The organism is Methyloversatilis sp. (assembly GCF_965284615.1).
In the GTDB taxonomy this organism is placed as follows: Bacteria; Pseudomonadota; Gammaproteobacteria; order Burkholderiales; family Rhodocyclaceae; genus Methyloversatilis.
Genome location: NZ_OZ260098.1, coordinates 3,994,595 through 4,014,656, shown reverse-complemented (window position 1 = coordinate 4,014,656; position 20,062 = coordinate 3,994,595). Strand labels below are relative to the sequence as shown.

The following is a 20,062-nucleotide window of genomic DNA, read 5'->3' as shown; positions in this document are numbered from 1 at the left end:
GCACGCAAAGTGCATCCATTAAAGCAGTCCGCATGCGCAGCGGATAGCGTTCCGTGCGATTTCAGACGAAGCGCGCGAGCTCCACGCCCGATACCGCGATATGTGCCAGCGACACCGGCACCGACAGGCCGTGCAGCCACTTTAAGCGGGCCTTCTGTCCGTCGTCGGTGGCGGCATTTCCGGATGCCTGCATCGTTGCGTCGGTGCACTGACCCAGCCTGCTCGCGCGCTTCGACACCGTGGTCGTGGTCAACGCCGGCCCGCGCGACGCGGTGCTGGCGCGGCGGGCGCACTGAGCCGCAGCGCCCGGACATCAGGCACCGCACAGGCGGCTAGACTGTGGCGGTCAGTTCCGTCTCGTGTCGCAGTGATGCCTTGCCGCCCCTGTTCCGTCCGCAGGCTGTCCGGTGTGTGCAGGCGAGCCCGGTTACGGCCCGCACCTTGACCGCGACGGTGACGGCATCGGCTGCGAGCCTTACCGCGGCCGTTGAGTGGCCTGCGGCGCGCTCACTTCAACGGCAGGAACACCAGCTTGCCGGCCATCATGTCCGGCATCAGCAGGTAGCCACCGTCCGCCGACAGCGCGATGTCCGCCGACGATTTGTGGCCTTCGGCGATGAGTTGCGGCGCCGACCGCGGCGTGCTCAGGCGCCACACCTTGCCGCCCTTCCAGTCGCTCACGTAGAGCGCGCCGTCGCGATCGCGCACCAGTCCGTCGGCGGCGCCGAAGCCGCTGTAGAGCAGCTTGAGCGCCGGCCTGCCGCCGGCCTTCTTCATCACCAGACGGTACAGCTTGCCGGTGCCGAAGTCGGCGACCAGCAGCGCGCCGGCGCCGTCGATCAGCAGCCCGTTCGGGCGCACGATGCCGGCATTCGCACCGAGCACGGTGCGGATGCCGCCGTCCGGCGCAATGGCGTAGATGCCGGCGCCCTGGCCCTTGTCGTCGCCGCTGTCCGACACATAGACCACGCCGTCACCGCCGATCTCGACGTCGTTCAGGAAGACCGGCTTGTGCGGAAAGTCGCCGGGCTTTGCCAGTTCGGTCACCGCGCCGTCGAGGCCGATGAGCAGCACGCGATCCATGTCGGCGACGTAGAGGTGTTCGCCGGACAGGGCCATGCCTTTTGGATCGTTCAGCCCGCCGACCAGCGTTTCGGTGCGTCCGTCGGGATGCACGACGGTGACCTTGCCGTCACCCGCCTTGTTGAATTCGCCGATCTCGGTCACGAAGATGCGGCCGTCCGGGTGGGCGACCGCCGATTCCGGCATGGTGAGGCCGGCGATCTCCTTCAGCACGGCGCCGGTGCGCTGCGCGGGCGGTTCCGCACTGTTCGGCTCGGCGGCGAGGGCGACTGCCGACGTCAGTGCCGCAAGCGCGGCGACCAGCCATCGTGCTCTGAAGGTGCTGCCAGGGGTGTGGGCCATGAAGTTCTCCGCTCGGGTGAGTCAATGCACGCATGCATTGAAGGGGATGGGTGCCGGGCATTGCGGCCACGGGGCGCACCGTCTGCATGCAGGTTGACTGCGTATGTCGGTGACGGTTCGGCCGCGGGTCTCCGAGTCTGGCCGCCGATGAGGGGGGTCAGCGTGGCGGATTCGGGGACGTGGCCCGCCGCGCGCTGTCGTCGGGCGCCTTCCGCGATGAACATAGCATGAGTTCCACGCACGGCCGCCATCAGGCCGATCTGATCGACGGATTCGTCGTTTCAGGGCTGCTCAGATGAAGCGCGCAAGCACGACGGCGGACAGCGCGATGTGCGCCAGCGTCACCAGCACCGACAGTCCGTGCAATGCCTTGAAGCGCTTGTGCCGGCCCTCATCGGTGGCCGCGTTGATGGCTGGCATCAGGTACTGCCGGGTCGGCACCGTGCTGAGCGCGATCAGCGCCAGCAGCAGCGCTGAGCCGCGGTTCTGCGACCACAGCAGTGCCGCGCCGGCGGCGGCGGTCGCGATCACGAACAGGTAGAAATGCGGGAAGGCGCGGCGCAGGGTGAGCCGGACCATGTTGACCGGCAGGGCGGCGAACAGCACCGCGGCGAAGCCGAAGGCGTACAGCGTCATGCCGCCGAACAGCAGCGCCACCGTGAGCAGACTGACCGTTTCAAGCACGGCGGTGTGCCTCGTCCGCTTTCCCGGTCAACGCAGGACCCGGTGGCGTGGCAGCGGTGGGCGGCAGACATTCCGATGAGCAGGTCTGCGCTGCGGCCGGATCGAAACGGCGGGCGCGCGCCTGCAGCCACGGGCGGACGCGCAGGAAGCCGCGATAGGCCCATTCCAGCAGCGGCAGCATGCCGGGCAGCCGCGCCAGTCGGGCCAGCCAGCGCCAGCCGGGCAGGCGAGCCCACATGGCGACGAAGGCGGCGGCGCCGTCCAGCCGCGAGCCGTCGGCGCGCTGCACGTGGAAGCGCGCGAGCAGGGCGGTCCGGTCGGCCGCGAAAGCGGCGCTGGCGGGTGCGTCGGCACTGATGTTGACGAAGCACAGCGCACTGTCCGGCCGCTGGTCTGCCAGCCCTTTCACGTGCGCGATTTCGCGCCGACACAAAGGGCATCCGCCGTCGTAGAGCACGGTCAGCGTGTCCGGCTGTTCTGGCGCGTTCAAGGCGGTTCCTCCGGGTGATGGGGCGCGGAGGCGGCAAAGGTCGTCTGCCGCCGGCGCCATGCGTTACGCCGCATTGACGGGCGCGCGCCTGTCCGGGTTCCCGGCACCGGGTCGACCGCTTCGCCGCACACCGGTGCGCGGATCGGGCACCATCGCGGCTTCGCTTCCGCTTCGCATGCCATGACCGCTGCCGCTGACCGCTACCAGTCCAATCTGCGCGACGAACTCGACGGCGCCGCGTTGTACGCCGCGCTGGCCGAGGCCGAGCAAGACCCCGTGCGGCGCGACCTGTTCCGCCAGCTGGCGGAAGCCGAGGCGGCGCACGCGCAGCTGTGGCGCAGCAAGCTGGAGGCCGCCGGTGTCAGACCCGAAGCCTTCCGGCCCAGCTTTCGCACGCGCGTGCTGGCGGCGCTGGCAAAGCGCTTCGGTCCGTCCTTCGTGCTGCCTTCGGTGGCGACCGCCGAGTTCGCCGACCGTGACAAGTACGCCGGTCAGGCCGACGCCGCGACGCTGTCGGCGGAGGAGCGTTCGCACGCGGCGGTATTGGAGGCGGCCGCAGGCAAGTCGCGCGGCATGAGCGGCGCCGCCATCGCCAAGGGCGAGCGCTGGCATCGCGGCGGTTCTGGCAACGAGCTGCGGGCGTCGGTGCTGGGTGCCAATGACGGTCTGGTGTCCAACCTCTGCCTGGTGATGGGCGTGGCCGGCGCCGGTGCGCCGGCGCAGACCATCCTGCTGACCGGGCTGGCCGGGCTGATCGCCGGCGCGGTGTCGATGGCGCTGGGCGAGTGGCTGTCGGTCACCAATTCGCGCGAGTTCGCGCAGACGCAGATGGCAGCCGAGGCGGCCGAACTGGAAGAGACGCCGGAGGCCGAGCGCAAGGAACTGGCGCTCATCTTCCAGGCCAAGGGGCTGGCGCGGGAGGATGCCCAGCGCGTGGCGACCGAACTGATGCGCGACAAGAAGGCCGCGCTGGACACGCTGATGCGCGAGGAACTGGGTATCGATCCGGCCGAGCTGGGCGGCAATCCGTGGAGCGCGGCCGGCTTCTCCTTCGTGCTGTTCGCAGTGGGTGCGCTGTTCCCGGTGCTGCCCTTCTTCTTCACCGGGGGCGCTGTCGGCATGGCCTGGAGCGGTGGCCTGTCGGCGGCCGCGCTGGCCGCGATCGGGCTGGCGACCTCACTGTTCAGCGGACGCGGGCCAGTGTTTTCGATGGTGCGTCAGGTACTGATCGGTGCCGTGGCGGCAGGGGTGACCTACGGCACCGGCGCGCTGATCGGGGTGTCGCTGGCCTGAAGCGGATGGCCGCTCGATTGACGGCCACCCCTGGCGCGCCCGATACTCCGCCCCCGGCGGCGCCTCATATGTGCGCGTCGCTGCGCCTCTGCTCCGGCAGCAGGCGATCCGCGCCGGGCCGCCCGCGCATCCGCTCATCCCCACGTCCTGCCGCCGTTTGTCCCGCGGGAGAACCCGCTGGAGTTTCACCCGCATGATCACGCTCAGAAACGTCGTCCTTCGCCGCAGCGCCAAGGTGCTGCTCGATGGCGCCACCGCCACCATCAATCCGGGCGAGAAGGTCGGCCTGGTCGGCCGCAACGGCGCCGGCAAATCCACGCTGTTCGCGCTGCTCAACGGCACGCTGCACGAGGACGGCGGTGAGTTCAGCATGCCGACGCAGTGGCGCATGGCGCAGGTGGCGCAGGACATGCCGGAAACCGACCAGCCGGCCACCGATTTCGTGATCGAGGGCGACACCGCGCTGCTCGCCGCGCAGAAGGAAGTGCACGCCGCCGAAGCCACCGACGACGGCGAGCGCATGGCCTACGCCTACATGGCGCTGCACGACGCCGGCGCGCACGACGCGCAGTCGCGGGCGCAGGCGCTCATCCTCGGTCTGGGTTTCACCGCCGACCAGATGTGCAATCCGGTCAATAGCTTCTCCGGCGGCTGGCGCATGCGCCTGCAGCTGGCGCGCGCGCTGATGTGTCCGTCCGACCTGCTGCTGCTCGACGAACCGACCAACCACCTGGATCTGGACGCGCTGGTGTGGCTGGAATCGTGGCTCAAGCGTTACGAAGGCACGCTGGTGGTGATCAGCCACGACCGCGAATTCCTCGACGCCATCACCAACGTGACGCTGCATATCGACGCCGGCAAGCTCACGCGCTACGGCGGCAACTACAGCACCTTCGAGGACATGCGCGCGCAGCAGATGGAACTGCAGCAGAACGCCTACGCGAAGCAGCAGGACAAGATCGCCCACCTGCAGAAATTCATCGCCCGCTTCAAGGCCAAGGCGAGCAAGGCCAAGCAGGCGCAGAGCCGGGTCAAGGCGCTCGACCGCATGGAAAAGCTGGCGCCCATGCTTGCCACGGCCGACTTCAACTTCGAGTTCAAGGAGCCGGCCAATCTGCCCAATCCGATGCTGGTGATGGAAGACGCCAGCTTCGGCTACCCGCCGCCGGCCGACGCGCCCGCCGGCACGCCGCCGACGGTGATCGTGCGCAATGTGAACAAGTCGGTCATGGCCGGCCAGCGCATCGGCATACTGGGCGCCAACGGTCAGGGCAAGTCGACCGCGGTCAAAACCATCGCCCGCGCACTGGCACCGATCGCCGGCAAGGTGACCGAGGGCAAGGGCCTGTCCATCGGCTACTTCGCACAGCAGGAACTGGACGTGCTGCGCCCGCAGGACAATCCGCTCGAACACATGACGCGCATGGCGCGCGAAGGCCTGCCGGCCGGGCAGAGCGGCCGCGAACAGGACCTGCGCAACTTCCTCGGCACCTTCAACTTCAGCGGCGACATGGTGAAGCAGGCGGTCGGCACGATGAGCGGCGGCGAGAAGGCGCGCCTGGTGCTGTGCATGCTCGTGTGGCAGCGCCCCAATCTGCTGCTGATGGACGAGCCGACCAACCACCTCGACCTCGCAACGCGCGAGGCGCTGGCGGTGGCACTGAACGAATTCGAAGGCACGGTGATGCTGGTGAGCCACGACCGCTCGCTGCTGCGCTCGGTGTGCGACGAATTCTGGCTGGTGTCGCGCGGCGGCATCGAGCCGTTCGACGGCGACCTCGACGACTACCAGCGCTACCTGCTGGACGAAGCCAAGCGCGCGCGCGAAGTGCTGAAGGATTCGATGAAGTCCGCTCCGGCCGAAGCTGCGCCGGTCGTGCAGGCAGCGCCCATTGCCGCGCCGGTGAAGAAGGTGCCGGTGAACCTCAAGGCGCTGAAGAACGAACTGGGCAAGCTCGAACAGCGCATCCTCGAACTGCAGACAAAGAAGCACGCACTGACCGCCAAGCTCGCCAGCGCGCTGCCGCCGAAGGAAATCGGCGAAGTCGGCGTCGAATTGCAGAAGGTGGATGAAGAACTCGAAGCGCAGGAAATGCGCTGGCTAGAGGTGTCGGAACAGATCGAAGCGGCGGGCTGATCCTGTCGGCTGCGGCGGTGCCCTGAGTCGCCGGCTGGAGCCAGGGCCAAGGTTCTGTGGGAGGGGTCTTCTGACCCCGACAGCGGCCTGTATCGAAGCCGGCGGATTGCAGCGGCCGCATCGCGAGCAAGCTCGCTCCCACAGGGCTCACGGCCGGTGTCACGGCAAGGGTTCTGTAGGAGGGGTCTTCTGACCCCGACAGCGGCCTGTATCGAAGCCTGCGGATTGCAGCGGCCGCATCGCGGCCAAGGCCGCTCCCACAGGGGCGGTGTGGTGGCCCCACGACCTGTGTGCGGGCGAGGGTTCTGTGGGAGGGGTCTTCTGACCCCGACAGCGGCCTGTATCGAAGCCTGCGGATTGCAGCGGCCGCATCGCGGCCGAGGCCGCTCCCACAGGGGCGGTGTGGTGGCCCCACGACCTGTGCGCGGGCGAGGGTTCTGTGGGAGGGGTCTTCTGACCCCGACAGCGGCCTGTATCGAAGCCTGCGGATTGCAGCGGCCGCATCGCGAGCAAGCTGGCTCCCACAAGAGCCGGGCTCAGCCGACGGCCCGGGCGTGCTTCCCGTGGGAGCGAGCTTGCTCGCGATCGGGCGGTCGATCAGACCTCAGCGGTTCACAGCCGATACGAATCCAGCACTTCCTGCGCCGCGCGGAAGGCTTCGCCGGCGGCCGGGACGCCTGCGTACACCGCACAGTGCAGCAGCGTTTCGCGGATTTCCTCGACCGTGCAGCCGTTGTTCAAGGCCCCGCGCACATGGCCTTTCAGCTCGTGCGGACTTTTCAGCGCGGTCAGCGCGGCCAGCGTGACCAGGCTGCGGGTGCGGCGGTCAAGTCCATCGCGGTTCCACACCGCACCCCAGGCGTGTTCGTTGATGAAGTCCTGCAGGGGCTGGTTGAATTCAGTCGCATTGCCCAATGCCCGGTCGACGAAGTCGTCGCCCATGACTTCACGGCGCACCTGCACGCCCGGTTTCTTCTGTTCGCTCACTGTGTGACGGCTCCGCTGGGACGTATGTCTATGCTCACTGGGCGGCCGGGGCGGCCTTCTTCATGTCTTCTTCGCACTTGCGCATGAAGGAGTTTTTCGCTGCGCCAGCGAGCGGCTTGCCGTCCTTGCTCAGCGCGCGCGCTTCGCAGTCGGTCTTGTGCATCGCTTCGCGGTGGCATTTCTGCATGAAGGAGGACTTGGCGGCGCCGACCAGCGGCTTGCCGTTCTTGTCGATGGCGGCCGCTTCGCACTTCGAGTCGGCGGCGGCGTTCGGGCTGGCGTCGGCGGCCAGAGCGCTGCCACAGGCGAGCAGGGCGGTCAGTGCGGCGATGATCATCTTGTTCATGTCGATCTCTCCCGTTGGGTAGTTGCGATGGCGTATCGCCCGTACATGATGAACAAAGCGGCGCCGCTCGGCAAAGCCTTGCGCGGACGAAACTAGCCGGCCGGGATGCGTACGCCCGGCGTTTTCAGCCAGTCGAAGGTGCGCGCCATCTCGGCCGGGCTGACGTCGTTCACCTGCGAGTCGGCGAACACGTCGTCGCCGGCCAGCCAGTCGGCTTCCGATTCCGGTGCGGCGAGCGCCAGCATCAGCGCGTGGTTCAGTTCGTACGACGCCCAGCTGCAGCCGGCGTCGCGCAGCGCCGATTGCAGCGCGTTCTGCACCAGACTGCGCACCATGCGGTGGGCGACCGAGTAGGGGATGTCGTCGATCTCGCCGCAGGCTGCGCGGTCGCAGGCGGTACGGTCGTGCGAGGCGTGGCCGCGACAGGCGAGCGGGCGCACCGCGTAGATTGCACAGGCGCCGTCCTCGTCGATGAAGGGGCAGGCCGCGCGCAGGGCCACGCGGCCTTCAGCGTCGGTATCGCGCGTGTCTTCGTCGGCGGCGGCGAGACGACGAACCAGCCGGGCACACACCGCCGGGTCGGCTTCGCGCAGATGGCGTGCGATGTGCAGCACCTCGGGCGCGGTGGCGGTGACACGCACCGTACAGCAGGTCGCGCAACCGCGGTCGCAGGCGACCGGTGCACCGGCGTCCATCCGCGCCTGCAGCGCGGTTTCGAAATTGTCGAAGGCCTCGCCCAGCAATTGCGCGAGCAGTGCGTCGTCGTCGCGTTGCGACGCCAGGATCTGTGAAAAGGTCGCGTGACGTGCGCGGAAGAAGCGCAGGTTGTCGTCGTCGGCGGTCATGGCGTGCGCACTCCGGGCGGATAGGGTCTGCGTGCCACTGTACGAAGGCGGACGGCGCGCCGGTTTGATGCAGCGCAAACGGGATGCGCGTGCAGCGAGACGTTCACATTGGCTGAGCAAGCGGGCGTGTTCGCGATGGCGGCTGGGCTCGAAGTCCGCGGCGCGCCGGGGCCGCGTCGCGGCCAAGGCTGCTCCCACAGGGAGCGCGCCCGACCGCCGCCGAAGCTCGATCCAGGGTCTTGTGGGAGGGGTCTTCTGACCCCGACAGCGGCCTGTATCGAAGCCGGCGGACAGCAGCGGCCCTGTCGCGGCCAGGGCCGCTCCCACAAGGAGTGCGTCTGATCCGTCGCCGAAGCGAGAGCCAGGGTTTTGTGGGAGGGGTCTTCTGACCCCGACAGCGGCCTGAATCGAAGCCGGCGGACAACGGTGGCCCTGTCGCGGCCAGGGCCGCTCTCACAGGGAGTGCGCCCGATCCGCCGCCGAAGCTCGAGCCAGGGTTTTGTGGGAGGGGTCTTCTGACCCCGACAGCGGCCTGTATCGAAGCCAGTGGACAGCAGCGGCCGTGTCGCGGCCAAGGCCACTCCCACAGAGGAGGGGGCGCGAGCGTGGCCGTCAGCCGCCTACGGTGAGCCTCAGCAGCAGCCCGATCACCGCGCAGGCTCCGATCACATGGATCACGTTCGCCTTGAAGCGGAACAGCGCGACGGCTGCGCCGAGGGCGATCAGGGCCGACATCCAATCGAAGCTGCCGGAGAAGCCGTGCGGCCACAACACGTGATAGCCGAAGAACAGCGCGAGGTTGAGGATGACGCCGACCACGGCGGCGGTGATCGCGGTGAGCGGCGCGGTGAACTTGAGGTCATCGTGCGTCGATTCGACCAGCGGCCCGCCGGCGAGGATGAACAGGAAGGAGGGCAGGAAGGTGAACCAGGTCACCAGGGACGCCGCGACCGCGCCGGCGAGGAAGAGGCTGTCGGGGCCGAACACCGCTTTCACATAGCCGCCGACGAAACCCACGAAGGCCACCACCATGATGAGCGGGCCGGGCGTGGTTTCGCCGAGCGCGAGGCCGTCGATCATCTGCACCGGCGTCAGCCAGCCGTAGTGGCCGACCGCGCCCTGATAGACATAGGGCAGCACCGCGTAGGCGCCGCCGAAGGTGAGCAGCGCGGCCTTGGTGAAGAACCAGCCCATCTGCGTCAGCGTGTGCGACCAGCCGAGCAGGCCCGCCAGCAGGCTCATCGGCACCGCCCACAGCAGCGCGCCGACGATGGCGACGCGCGCCAGTCGCGTCCAGCGGAAGCGCGCGTGTTCCGGCGTCGGCGTGTCGTCGTCGATCAACGCCGGCCCGTAGGACGCGTGTTTTGCCCCGTGTCCCCCGCCGGTGCGGAAGGTTGTCGGTGCGACGCGGCCGCCGATGTAGCCGATCAGTGCGGCGCCGGCGACGATGGCGGGGAAGGGAATGTCGAGCGCGAAGATGGCGAGGAAGGAGGCGGCGGCGATCGCCCACAGCGTCCGGTTCTTCAGCGCCCGCCCGCCGATGCGCCAGGCCGCCTGCACGACGATGGCGGTGACCGCCGGCTTGATGCCGTAGAACAGTCCGGCCACCAGCGGCACGTCGCCGAAGGCGATGTACACCCAGGACAGCGCGATCAGGATGAACAGCGACGGCAGCACGAACAGCGCGCCGGCAACGATGCCGCCCCAGCTGCGATGCATCAGCCAGCCGATATAGGTCGCGAGCTGCTGTGCCTCCGGGCCCGGCAGCACCATGCAGTAGTTCAGCGCGTGCAGGAAGCGGCGCTCGGAAATCCAGCGCCGGTTCTCGACCAGTTCCTGATGCATGATCGAAATCTGGCCGGCCGGTCCGCCAAAACTGATGAAACCCAGCTTGAGCCAGAACATGAAGGCTTCGCGGAAAGGAACGCTGGCGGGTCGGGGCGCGGTCATCGGCGGCAGAGGGTGCGGGCGGGCACGGAATGTCGGTCAGGCGCGCATTCTGCACCGCGGACGAGGCCCTGCGATGACACGGTCGCTGGCCCGCATCTTGCAGGTAGTGATCGACGCGTTGCCTGCCGGGACGTAGAGGAGCGTTCCGGCAATCGGCTGCTGGCCGGCGACGGGTCACATTACCTATTACTCGAAAACAAAGGAGTCACCATGAAATCTTCGCTGATGACCGCGTGCTGCGTCGCCGTGCTGCTGGCAGGCTGTTCCGGCCTGGGCTCGTCAACGGCCGCTCGCGACAACTCGACGGAGACCCACAAGAATTACTGGGCCAAGTACGAACACTCCCGCAGCTCGATGCCCGCCTCGTCCGAATCCAAGCCTCTCTTTGGTGGCGGCGGTACGTCCGACGAAAAGACGGTCGCCGCTTCGCGTGCCGCACGCATGGGGCCGGGCTGCACCGAACCCGGCACCGACAGCACGCTCAAGCTGATCGCCCAGCTGGAAGCCTCCGGCAAGGCGGCAGGCAACGGACAGGTCGATGCCAATGTCGTCCGCCTGGCCGAGCGCGCGCAGATGCTGTCCTTCCTGCGCGAATCGCTGTACCGCACCTGCGAGCGCCTGGCCGCGGGCCAGATCACCAAGGAGGAGGCGGCAGCAGCCAATGACAAAGTGATGAATTCGGTGCACGCCATCATCGAAACCGACCGCGACCTCGCCCGCAAGTCGGCCGCGGATGCATTGAAAGGACTGACGCCGGAGCAGATCAAGGCGCTGCAGTAAGCGACCGCACACCTCGCCGGGCCTGTGCGCCCGGTTGAGACAGAGACGCCGGTGAGACAGTTCACCGGTCAACCTGTCTCGCCTGTATCAGGCCGCCTCGCCATCGCTGCTGGTTCGCAGGCGCGAGCGCTTGCGATCCGTGGCCGGAGCCGGGATTCTGTGGGAGGTGTCTTCTGACCCCGACAGGAGCCTGTACCGGAGCCCGCGGACCGCAGTGGCCGCATCGCGGCCAAGGCCGCTCCCACGAGGATCGCTCGAGACCCGTCACCGGAGCCCGTTTTTGTGGGAGCGAGCTTGCTCGCGATAGCGGCCTGAAGCGGAGTGGGCGCCTGCGATCACCGCTGCATCGCGAGCAAGCTCGCTCTCGCAGCGGTGGACCTCCGCCTCACACCTTCTGGTAGATCTCCGCGCCCGACTTCACGAACTCGACCGCCTTCACTTCCATGCCCTTCTGCAGCGCGTCCTCCTCGTTGAGGCCCTGCTTGGCGGCGAAGTCGCGCACGTCCTGCGTGATCTTCATCGAACAGAAGTGCGGGCCGCACATCGAGCAGAAGTGCGCCACCTTGGCGGACTCCTTGGGCAGCGTCTCGTCGTGGAAGCTCTTCGCCTTGTCCGGATCGAGACCGAGGTTGAACTGGTCGTCCCAGCGGAACTCGTAGCGCGCCTTTGACAGCGCGTTGTCGCGGATCTGCGCACCCGGGTGGCCCTTGGCCAGATCAGCGGCATGGGCGGCCAGCTTGTAGGTGATGATGCCTTCCTTCACATCGTCCTTGTCCGGCAGCCCCAGGTGCTCCTTCGGCGTCACGTAGCAGAGCATGGCGGTGCCGTACCAGCCGATCTGCGCCGCACCGATGCCGCTGGTGATGTGGTCGTAACCCGGGGCGATGTCGGTGGTCAGCGGGCCCAGCGTGTAGAAGGGCGCCTCCTTGCAGTACTCCAGCTGCAGGTCCATGTTCTCCTTGATGAGATGCATGGGCACGTGACCCGGACCTTCGATCATCACCTGCACGTCGTGCTTCCAGGCGATGTCGGTCAGTTCGCCGAGCGTCTTCAGTTCTCCGAGCTGCGCGTCGTCGTTGGCATCAAAGATCGAACCCGGACGCAGACCGTCGCCCAGCGAGAAGGCCACGTCGTAGGCCTTCATGATTTCGCAGATCTCTTCGAAGTGGGTGTAGAGGAAGCTCTCCTTGTGGTGAGCCAGACACCACTTGGCCATGATCGAACCACCACGCGACACGATGCCGGTCATCCGGTTGGCGGTCATCGGCACGTAGCGCAGCAAGACGCCTGCGTGGATGGTGAAGTAATCCACCCCCTGTTCGGCCTGCTCGATCAGCGTGTCCTTGAAGATGTCCCAGGTGAGTTCTTCGGCCTTGCCGTTGACCTTCTCCAGCGCCTGGTAGATGGGCACGGTGCCGATGGGCACCGGAGAATTCCGGATGATCCACTCGCGCGTTTCGTGGATGTTCTTGCCGGTGGACAGATCCATCACCGTGTCACCACCCCAGCGGATGGCCCAGGTCATCTTGTCGACTTCCTCGTTGATCGAGGAGCCGAGTGCGGAGTTGCCGATGTTGGCGTTGATCTTCACCAGGAAGTTGCGGCCGATGATCATCGGCTCGCTCTCCGGGTGGTTGATGTTGTTCGGGATGATGGCGCGGCCGCGGGCGACCTCGTCGCGGACGAACTCGGGCGTGATCTCGGCCGGGATGGACGCGCCGAAGCTCTGGCCCGGGTGCTGGCGGGTGAGCAGCTTGGCCATCTTCTCGCCGGTCGGGCCGGTGGCGCGCAGGCTCTCGACGTAGGCGGCGCGGTTCATGTTCTCGCGGATGGCGATGAACTCCATCTCCGGCGTGATGATGCCCTGGCGGGCGTAGTGCATCTGCGTCACGTTGCGGCCGGCCTTGGCGCGGCGCGGGTGGCGGTGCAGGCCGGGGAAGCGCAGGTCGTCGAGTGCGGCATCGGCTGCGCGGATGCGGCCGAATTCGGAGGACAGGTCGGTGAGCTGTTCGGTGTCGCCGCGTTCCTCGATCCAGCGGGCGCGCAGCGCGGGCAGGCCGCGACGGATGTCGATCGAGGCCTTGGGGTCGGTGTAGGGGCCGGAACAGTCATAGACGAAGACCGGCGGGTTCTTCTCGCCGCCGAAACCGGTGGGCGTGTCGGCCTGAGAGATCTCGCGCATCGGCACGTGGATGTCGGGGCGCGAGCCTTCGATGTGGATCTTGCGCGAATTGGGCAGCGGCGCGATCGCCGCTTCGTCCACGTGTGCCTGGTCGGCGAGGAAGGTGTCTTTGGCGTTCATTGAAACTCCTGTTCTTGCTGCAGTCCGGTTTTCTTCGTCTGGGTATGCGAGGGGTGCGTGCATCGCACTTCGTCGGAACGACAACGCAAGTTCCAGGCCACGCAACGTGGCCGGGCGGTCGTGCCCGTAAGCCCCAGCCTGCGGCGTGTGCGCCGGCTGTCTCAACTATCTCACCGCCACCCCTCCCGATGTCGAGACAGCTGTCGCAGCTTTCCGGCGTCTCACCCGTACATCTGTCGCAGCCCTCCGCGATCTCCGGGGCATACCCCCAGTATCCATGCGGGTTTGCGGGCAATTGCTTCAGTGGCATGAATGCTGCCTTAAGCCCTCCGACGGTGACCCGAACATGCAGGCGCCGCATTCAACCAGGACCAATCAACAGCATCACCTAGGAGGGGAACATGACAAGAACTGGACGCAAGTCGCTGAACAGCACCTTTACCCAAACCCGTAAGCTCACGGCCGGCGCTGCCGCCGTGGCCGCACTCTGTGTGATGTTGACGCCGGCGATGGCCGACATCGTCATCGGCGAATTCGGTGGTACCAAACTGTCGATGTTCGGCATCATCGACGTCGGCATGCTCTACAACAGCGATGCCAACGCGACCGGCGACAGCAAGACGTCGATGGAAACCAGCGGCCTGCGTCAGACGGTCATCGGCTTCAAGGGCGAGCGCGAGCTCGACGTGAACCTGACCGCCTTCTTCAACCTCGAATCGCACTTCGACACCAACAACGGTTTCCTGCACGGCACCGGCGACGCATCGGGCACCGGCCCCGGCGGCGTCAATACCCCGCTGTTCCGTCGTCAGGCCAACCTGGGTGTGCGCGGCGACTGGGGTAGCCTGACCCTCGGCCGTCAGTACGGCCCGGCGCTGCTGGCCCACATCGGCACCGAACCGCGTGCGTTCAAGGAGCAGTTCTCCAACCTGTACGCCTGGGCCTACGGTCAGCTGTTCACGACCTTCAACCCGAATAACGGCAGCGGTCGCAACACGAACAACGACGTTGGCATTTTCATGAACAACGCCGTGCAGTACCGCAACACCTGGGGTCCTGTCACCATGGGTGTGCTGTATTCCTTCGGCGGTCAGGCTGGCGACTTCAAGGACAATAGCGCCTACGCGCTGGGTCTGACCTACAACGGTCCGATCACGCTGTCCGGCTCCTACCAGGCCTTCCACGACGAGCAGTCGGGCAAGAAGGTGGTCGATCACACCTCGCTCGGCTTCGCCATCCCGTTCGGCGACTTCACCTGGAAGAACAACTGGATGAACGCCAAGAACGACAACACGGCGGGCAACCAGCAGTTCGACGTGAATGGCTTCGGTACCGGCCTGGACTGGAAGTGGAGCGCCAAGAACTCGGCTACGCTCGCCTTCTATCTCAATAAGGACGACGCCAACAAGAGCGATGAAACCAAGTTCATCGTGATCAGCAATGACTACCAGTGGCGCCCCGACACCACGCTGTACATTCAGGCCGCCTTCGCCGATGCCGACCCGGGCGCAACCCTGCGCACCAGCATCGTCGCAGCGGGCGTGACGGCGGGTGAGAAGAGCACGCTGCTCAACGTCGGTCTGAACTTCATGTTCTAAGACGCTCGCGTCTGCAGTAAACGGCGGCAGGGTGTGGAAACCCGCCGCCGCATTCTAAAAACCAAGGAGACCTGATCGATGAATTCGATTCGCAAGCAGTTCCGCCTGACCGCATCCGCCGCCGCCGTAGCCGCTGCGTCGATGCTGTCGGTGTTTGCAGTGAGCCCGGCCGTTGCGCAGAGCGGCCCCGGCTTCGAAGACCCGAACAACTGGCCGCAGTACCACCGCACCAGCAACGCCTGGCGCTTCAGCCCGCTGAACCAGATTAACCGTGACAACGTGAAGAAGCTGAAGGTGGCGTGGATCCACCAGCCGGGCACCATCACGCACGGTCTGCAGGCCACGCCTATCGTGATCGACGGCGTGATGTACTCGATCTCGGCCAACAACAACGTGTGGGCCATCGACGCCGCCACCGGCAAGACCATCTGGCAATACGCGCCGAAGCTCGACAAGATCGTCGACCAGGTGTTCTACGGCGCCGCCAGCCGCGGCGTGACCGTGGGCCGCGGCAAGGTGTACGTCGGCACGCTGGACGGCCGCTTCATCGCGCTCGACCAGAAGACGGGCAAGGAAGTGTGGTTGACCCAGCTGACCGATCCGAAGAACCAGTACGGCGCGCTGTTCTCTGCACCGCCGCAGCTGGCCGGCAACGTGCTGTTCGGCGGCACCACCGGCGGCGACCAGCCGATCTCGGGCAAGATCTACGCAGTGAACGCCGACACCGGCAAGCCGGTGTGGACCTTCGACGTGATCAAGAACGATCCGAAGAGCTGGCCGGGCGACAGCGGCAAGGTCGGCGGCGGCAGCGCCTGGATGCCGGGTACCTACGACGCCAAGACCGACACCATCTACATCGGTACGTCGAACGCCGCACCCGACTACTACAACTACGATCGCAAGGGCGACAACCTCTACACCGCCACGCTGCTGGCACTCGATCCGAAGTCCGGCAAGGTGAAGTGGCACCGTCAGGAAGTGCCGAACGATTCGTGGGACTACGACTCGGCGTACGAAGCGCTGGTGGTGCAGAAGGACGGCAAGGACGTCATCGTGCACCTGAACAAGGGCGGCTTCGTGTTCGTGATGGACAAGAAGGACGGCAAGCTCGAAAACGTGTGGCAGTTCGCCGAGAACGTGAATTGGGTCAAGGGCATCGACCCGAAGACCGGCGCGCTGATCGATCCGATCTACCCGGAAATCGACAAGACCAAGACCTTCTGCCCGAACCTGCTCGGCGCGCGCAGCTGGAACCACGGCGCCTACAACCCGGGCACCGGCCTGTGGTACTCGCACGCGATGGAAGTGTGTAACGAAGTGGTCGCAGGCAAGGACGACCCGGACAACCTGAAGGCGGTGTCCTCGCTGTCGCTCGGTATCGAGTCGATCAAGCTGGTGTCGCCTCCGGGCAGCAAGCCGCACGGTCGTCTGGACGCACGTGACCCGATCACCGGCAAGCGCAAGTGGTCGATCAAGTACGACCTGCCGCCGCTGTCGTCGGTGCTGACCACCGCCGGTGGCCTGGTGTTCACCGGCGACATGGAAGGCAAGATCTACGGCTACGACGCCGACACCGGCAAGGAACTGTGGACCTTCAACGCCGGCTCCGGCCTGCGTGGCGGCCCGGTCAGCTACTCGGTCAAGGGCAAGCAGTACATCGTGTTCCCGACCGGTCTCGGTTCGCATGCCCCGGGCTTCCTGGCCGGTGCCTTCCCGCAGATCAAGGATCTGCCGGGCGGTGCGGCGATGGTGGCCTTCACGCTGGAGTAAGGAAGTAAGTGCGTCACCCACCCCGTCGTGCGGACACACGGCGGGGTGTTGTAAGTCTCCTCATTTACGGGCGGTAACGGGAGTGACCGCCTGTCTTTTTTTGTGCAGACTCCCTCGTCGCATGCCCAGATTCAACCCTCCCGCCGTTCCGCGCGTTGAGCCTGCAGACAGGTTCGAGCGGATGGCGCATCCCGGCTTCGGGACGGGTGGGTTCAATGTGCGCATGAAAATCAGAACCATTGTTTCAACCGGGCAGGAAAGCAGAACCATGACTACACGCAAGCTCAGCGGCACGACCCGTGCCTTCTCCATCTCCGCCGGTCTTCGGACGGTCGTTTTTGCGGGCAGCGCACTCGTGCTGCAGGCCCTGAGCACGCCGGTGCTCGCCAATGCCGAAGGTGCCGCCGAGGCGCTGCCGCAGCCGTCGTTCGAACTGACCGACCCCGACCGCATCGCCGCCGGCAAGAAGCGTTTCAACAAGACCTGTGCCGGCTACTGTCACGGCGCCGAAGGCGTCGGCGGGCGTGCTCCCGATTTCAAGGGTCGCAAGGACCTGCCGGACGCAGAGGCATTCAAGACCATTTTCCACGGCCGCCGTGGCGCCGACATCATGCCGCCCTGGGGCCAGGCCTTCTCGCCGGACCAGATCTGGGAACTGGTCGCCTACATAAAATTCCTCGGCACGCAGTGATCGTTGGCGTTCCACGGAACGCGGGAGCGTCCGGGCGCTTTCGCTTAATCCGTGGGCGGCTTTACGAGGCCGCTCTCACAGGGGGGCGCCTCTGATCCGCGACCCGAGCCCAGGCGGGGATTCTGTGGGAGGGGTCTTCTGACCCCGACAGCAGCCTGCAGCGAAGCCGGCGGCCCGCAATCGTCGAATCGCGGCCAAGGCCGCTCCCACAGGAGCACGTCCGCCCAGTCGGACTTCATGCGGGAGCGGTCCTCTGACGCATGAAGCAGTGAGGCGCTACTCACCCAGATGCAAAAGAAAAGGGGCGCACGAAGCGCCCCTTTTCTCGTCCATGCCGCGGACTCAGCCGTTCTCGACCATCCGCTCCTCACCGTCCAGATAGTTCGGCGCGACGATGCGCAGCCGGGCCATCTTGCGGTAGAAAGTGGCGCGCGACATGCCGAGCTGGCGCGCCGTTTCGGTCACGCGCCAGTGATTGCGGCGCAGCGCATCGAGCATCTTCTGACGCAGCTGCAGGCAGGCCTCGTTGAGCGGCTCGCCGTCGCGCAGTTCGCACGGATCGGGCACTGCACCGCCGACGCTGCGCGGCGCGGCAGGCTGCGGTGACGCTATCGCGGGCATCTGTTGCGCCGGCTGCGGAATCTGCTGCTGCTGCGGTGGCGGCTGCAGCGCGACGCGCGGGCTGTGGTTGTTGGTGCGCAGTTCCTGCGGGAAGTGCTCGATGGTGACCTGCGTGCCGTCGGCGATCGCACAGGCGTAGCGGATGGCATGGCGCAGCTGGCGGATGTTGCCCGGCCAGTCGTAGCTCAGCAGGCGGGCCATCGTCTCTTCCGGGATGCGCAGTTCCTCGCGGCCCATCGCCGCACATTCCTCGCGCAGCACCAGCTGTATCAGTTCGCGCTTGTCCTCGCGGTTGCGCAGCGGCGGCAGCATGAAACTGGCGCCGTTGAGGCGGTAGAACAGATCTTCGCGGAAGCGTCCCTGGCGCACCAGTTCCGGCAGGTCCTGGTGGGTGGCGCAGACCACATGCAGGTTCACCGGCGTCGGCTGTTCGGCGCCCAGCGGCACCACTTCGCCTTCGGCCAGCACACGCAGCAGGCGGCTCTGCAGCGACAGCGGCATGTCGCCGATCTCGTCGAGGAAGAGGGTGCCGCCGTCCGACTGCAGTATCTTGCCCTTGGCGCCCTTGCTGCGGGCGCCGGTGAAGGCGCCGTCGCGGTAACCGAACAGTTCGCTCTCGATCAGGCTTTCCGGAATCGCCGCGCAGTTCAGCGCGACGAAGGGTTGCTTGGCGCGGTCGCTGAAGTCGTGGATGGCGCGCGCGAACGCTTCCTTGCCGGTGCCGGTCTCGCCCAGCAGCATGACCGGGATGTCGCGGTTGGCCACCTTCACGGCGCAGGCCACGTTGGCCTTGACCCGCGGATCGCCCAGCGCCAGGTGACGGAAGCCGCGCGGGGCGGTCACGTCGTCGGCGGTGATGACCGGCTTCGCCAGCGTGACCTGGGCGAGCGAACGCGCGTTCGGCGCGCGCAGCACGGCGAACAGGCGGCGCCCGGTGGCCATCATGCGCAGCGGGAAGGGCGTGCCCGGGCTGGCGTGCGCCGACACCATGATGTCGCTGGCGGTGCACTCGAACAGGTCGTGCAGGAACTCGGCGTGGCGGCCGTTGTGATTGATCAGTTCCTGGCGCGCGCGACGGTTGCCGCCGACGATGCGGCCGTCGTCGTCGAAGGCGATCAGGTAGTCGGTTTCGACCGGCATGAATTCGGCGACCTGGCCGAGCTGCAGCGTCCAGTAGGTGCGCAGGCTGTAGTGCGCGTAGGCGTCCTCGATCAGGCGCGCCTTGTCGCACACCATGCGGAACACCAGCAGCTGGCTCTCGCGGGCGTCCGGCGAATACAGCGCCGAGGCGTCGAGCACGGCGATCGGCTCGTCCTGCAGCCCGAGTATCGGTGCCGAACTGCAGGTGAATTGCGTGTTGTGCGAACGGAAGTGCTCACCACGGTGGACCAGGGTGGGCTGACGGTCGGCCAGCGTGGTGCCGACGCCGCAGGTGCCCTCGTGTTCTTCCGCCCAGCAGGTGCCGTTGCGGAAGCCCTCGTCCTTGAACTCCTTCTCCAGCGCCGGCACGGTGCGGTAATCGACGGTGACGCCGGTGGCGTCGGTCAGCAGCACGCAGTAGTTGGCCGGCAGCAGCTCGTGGTGCAGCCGCTCGACGCCTTCGCGGGCGATGCGCATGAAGGTTTCGATGCGCTCGCGGTGCTCGCGCAGCTCGTAGGCGGTGACGACCTTGGGTACCGACGACAGCCCCGGATCGATGGAGTGCTTGTTGAGCGACCTGCGCCAGGAGCGCGTGAGGCGCTCGTAAGCGGGGTCAGTCTGTGCCGGGCGCGATCGTCCTTCGACGATGTTCATCACGCGTCCGACATGGTCGGCGATTTCTCGACCTTGTCTCATGTCCGTCTCCTCCGTGGTGGACTTTCGAACCCCCCGTCACCGGTTGTTGCCGTGTGCGGGCAGGTTTCCCTTTTTGTTGCGTGAGGTTAGGCCCTGCAGCGTCCGAAAGCAACGCGACGAATGTCTCCGAAAACTGAGACAGCTGTCTCAGTGCGCCGGATGTCCGGCGTCTCATCGGCCGGCGCGTGCCGGTCGTTCAACGACGGCCTATGACGATGGGCGTGACAGACCTCTTACGAATCATCGGCTTGTCGCCGAAACACCGATTGGCGACGAGGCGCTGGCACGACAGATGCAATGAGGGCTC

General features: G+C 66.6%; 17 protein-coding genes. 7 read left to right on the top strand and 10 right to left on the bottom strand.

Annotated features, from left to right (window positions below; genetic code table 11):
• Window positions 1–61: 61 nt before the first annotated feature.
• Window positions 62–253 carry a hypothetical protein gene (locus ACQ66H_RS19020; RefSeq protein ID WP_430435321.1) on the bottom strand — a complete coding sequence of 64 codons (192 nt, stop codon included), beginning with the start codon at window positions 251–253 and terminating at the stop codon, window positions 62–64.
• A gap of 154 nt (window positions 254–407) precedes the next feature.
• Here ACQ66H_RS19020 and ACQ66H_RS19015 point away from each other — a divergent pair, with 154 nt between their 5' ends.
• Window positions 408–491, top strand: coding sequence for an excalibur calcium-binding domain-containing protein (locus ACQ66H_RS19015; protein ID WP_430435662.1), 84 nt, complete (start codon window positions 408–410; stop codon window positions 489–491).
• Between the two features lie 16 nt (window positions 492–507).
• Here ACQ66H_RS19015 and ACQ66H_RS19010 read toward each other — a convergent pair whose 3' ends face one another.
• The 3 genes from ACQ66H_RS19010 to ACQ66H_RS19000 form a co-directional block, all read right to left on the bottom strand.
• Window positions 508–1,425, bottom strand: a complete 918-nt coding sequence (locus tag ACQ66H_RS19010; protein WP_430435320.1) for an SMP-30/gluconolactonase/LRE family protein — start codon at window positions 1,423–1,425, stop codon at window positions 508–510.
• 291 nt (window positions 1,426–1,716) lie between these two features.
• Window positions 1,717–2,109: a DUF4149 domain-containing protein gene (locus ACQ66H_RS19005; RefSeq protein ID WP_430435319.1), complete on the bottom strand. Its 393-nt coding sequence runs from the start codon at window positions 2,107–2,109 to the stop codon at window positions 1,717–1,719.
• Window positions 2,102–2,599, bottom strand: a complete 498-nt coding sequence (locus tag ACQ66H_RS19000) for a thiol-disulfide oxidoreductase DCC family protein (RefSeq protein ID WP_430435318.1) — start codon at window positions 2,597–2,599, stop codon at window positions 2,102–2,104. Before ACQ66H_RS19000 ends, ACQ66H_RS19005 begins: the two co-directional genes overlap by 8 nt.
• 180 nt (window positions 2,600–2,779) lie before the next feature.
• Between ACQ66H_RS19000 and ACQ66H_RS18995 the strand changes: the two genes are divergently transcribed.
• The gene (locus ACQ66H_RS18995) at window positions 2,780–3,892 is read left to right on the top strand and encodes a VIT1/CCC1 transporter family protein (RefSeq protein WP_430435317.1); all 1,113 of its coding nucleotides are present in this window, start codon (window positions 2,780–2,782) and stop codon (window positions 3,890–3,892) included.
• A 193-nt stretch (window positions 3,893–4,085) separates the two neighbouring features.
• The gene (locus ACQ66H_RS18990) at window positions 4,086–6,029 is read left to right on the top strand and encodes an ABC-F family ATP-binding cassette domain-containing protein (RefSeq protein WP_430435316.1); all 1,944 of its coding nucleotides are present in this window, start codon (window positions 4,086–4,088) and stop codon (window positions 6,027–6,029) included.
• Window positions 6,030–6,641: 612 nt separating this feature from the next.
• On the opposite strand, the gene ACQ66H_RS18985 is transcribed toward ACQ66H_RS18990, so the two are convergent.
• The 4 genes from ACQ66H_RS18985 to chrA all read right to left on the bottom strand — a co-directional run bounded on the left by ACQ66H_RS18985 (window position 6,642) and on the right by chrA (window position 10,157).
• Window positions 6,642–7,016 carry a carboxymuconolactone decarboxylase family protein gene (locus ACQ66H_RS18985; RefSeq protein ID WP_019916536.1) on the bottom strand — a complete coding sequence of 125 codons (375 nt, stop codon included), beginning with the start codon at window positions 7,014–7,016 and terminating at the stop codon, window positions 6,642–6,644.
• Window positions 7,017–7,050: 34 nt separating this feature from the next.
• Window positions 7,051–7,362, bottom strand: a complete 312-nt coding sequence (locus ACQ66H_RS18980) for a hypothetical protein (protein ID WP_430435315.1) — start codon at window positions 7,360–7,362, stop codon at window positions 7,051–7,053.
• Between the two features lie 92 nt (window positions 7,363–7,454).
• Entirely contained in the window at window positions 7,455–8,207 is a 753-nt protein-coding gene (locus ACQ66H_RS18975) for a YkgJ family cysteine cluster protein (protein ID WP_430435314.1), read from the bottom strand.
• Between the two features lie 612 nt (window positions 8,208–8,819).
• Window positions 8,820–10,157, bottom strand: coding sequence for a chromate efflux transporter (chrA, locus tag ACQ66H_RS18970; protein ID WP_430435313.1), 1,338 nt, complete (start codon window positions 10,155–10,157; stop codon window positions 8,820–8,822).
• A gap of 210 nt (window positions 10,158–10,367) precedes the next feature.
• Between chrA and ACQ66H_RS18965 the strand changes: the two genes are divergently transcribed.
• The gene (locus ACQ66H_RS18965; RefSeq protein ID WP_430435312.1) at window positions 10,368–10,937 is read left to right on the top strand and encodes a hypothetical protein; all 570 of its coding nucleotides are present in this window, start codon (window positions 10,368–10,370) and stop codon (window positions 10,935–10,937) included.
• 385 nt (window positions 10,938–11,322) lie between these two features.
• Here ACQ66H_RS18965 and thiC read toward each other — a convergent pair whose 3' ends face one another.
• Window positions 11,323–13,239 carry a phosphomethylpyrimidine synthase ThiC gene (gene thiC / locus ACQ66H_RS18960; RefSeq protein ID WP_430435311.1) on the bottom strand — a complete coding sequence of 639 codons (1,917 nt, stop codon included), beginning with the start codon at window positions 13,237–13,239 and terminating at the stop codon, window positions 11,323–11,325.
• 401 nt (window positions 13,240–13,640) lie between these two features.
• On the opposite strand from thiC, the gene ACQ66H_RS18955 reads away from it, so the two are divergent.
• The 3 genes from ACQ66H_RS18955 (at window position 13,641) to ACQ66H_RS18945 (ending at window position 17,298) form a co-directional block, all read left to right on the top strand.
• Window positions 13,641–14,837, top strand: coding sequence for a porin (locus ACQ66H_RS18955; protein ID WP_430435310.1), 1,197 nt, complete (start codon window positions 13,641–13,643; stop codon window positions 14,835–14,837).
• A gap of 78 nt (window positions 14,838–14,915) precedes the next feature.
• Window positions 14,916–16,607 carry a pyrroloquinoline quinone-dependent dehydrogenase gene (locus ACQ66H_RS18950; protein WP_430435309.1) on the top strand — a complete coding sequence of 564 codons (1,692 nt, stop codon included), beginning with the start codon at window positions 14,916–14,918 and terminating at the stop codon, window positions 16,605–16,607.
• A 268-nt stretch (window positions 16,608–16,875) separates the two neighbouring features.
• Window positions 16,876–17,298: a c-type cytochrome gene (locus ACQ66H_RS18945; protein ID WP_430435308.1), complete on the top strand. Its 423-nt coding sequence runs from the start codon at window positions 16,876–16,878 to the stop codon at window positions 17,296–17,298.
• Window positions 17,299–17,640: 342 nt separating this feature from the next.
• Here the strand turns inward: ACQ66H_RS18945 and ACQ66H_RS18940 are convergent, their stop codons facing one another.
• Window positions 17,641–19,755: a sigma-54-dependent Fis family transcriptional regulator gene (locus tag ACQ66H_RS18940; protein ID WP_430435307.1), complete on the bottom strand. Its 2,115-nt coding sequence runs from the start codon at window positions 19,753–19,755 to the stop codon at window positions 17,641–17,643.
• Window positions 19,756–20,062 lie beyond the last annotated feature (307 nt).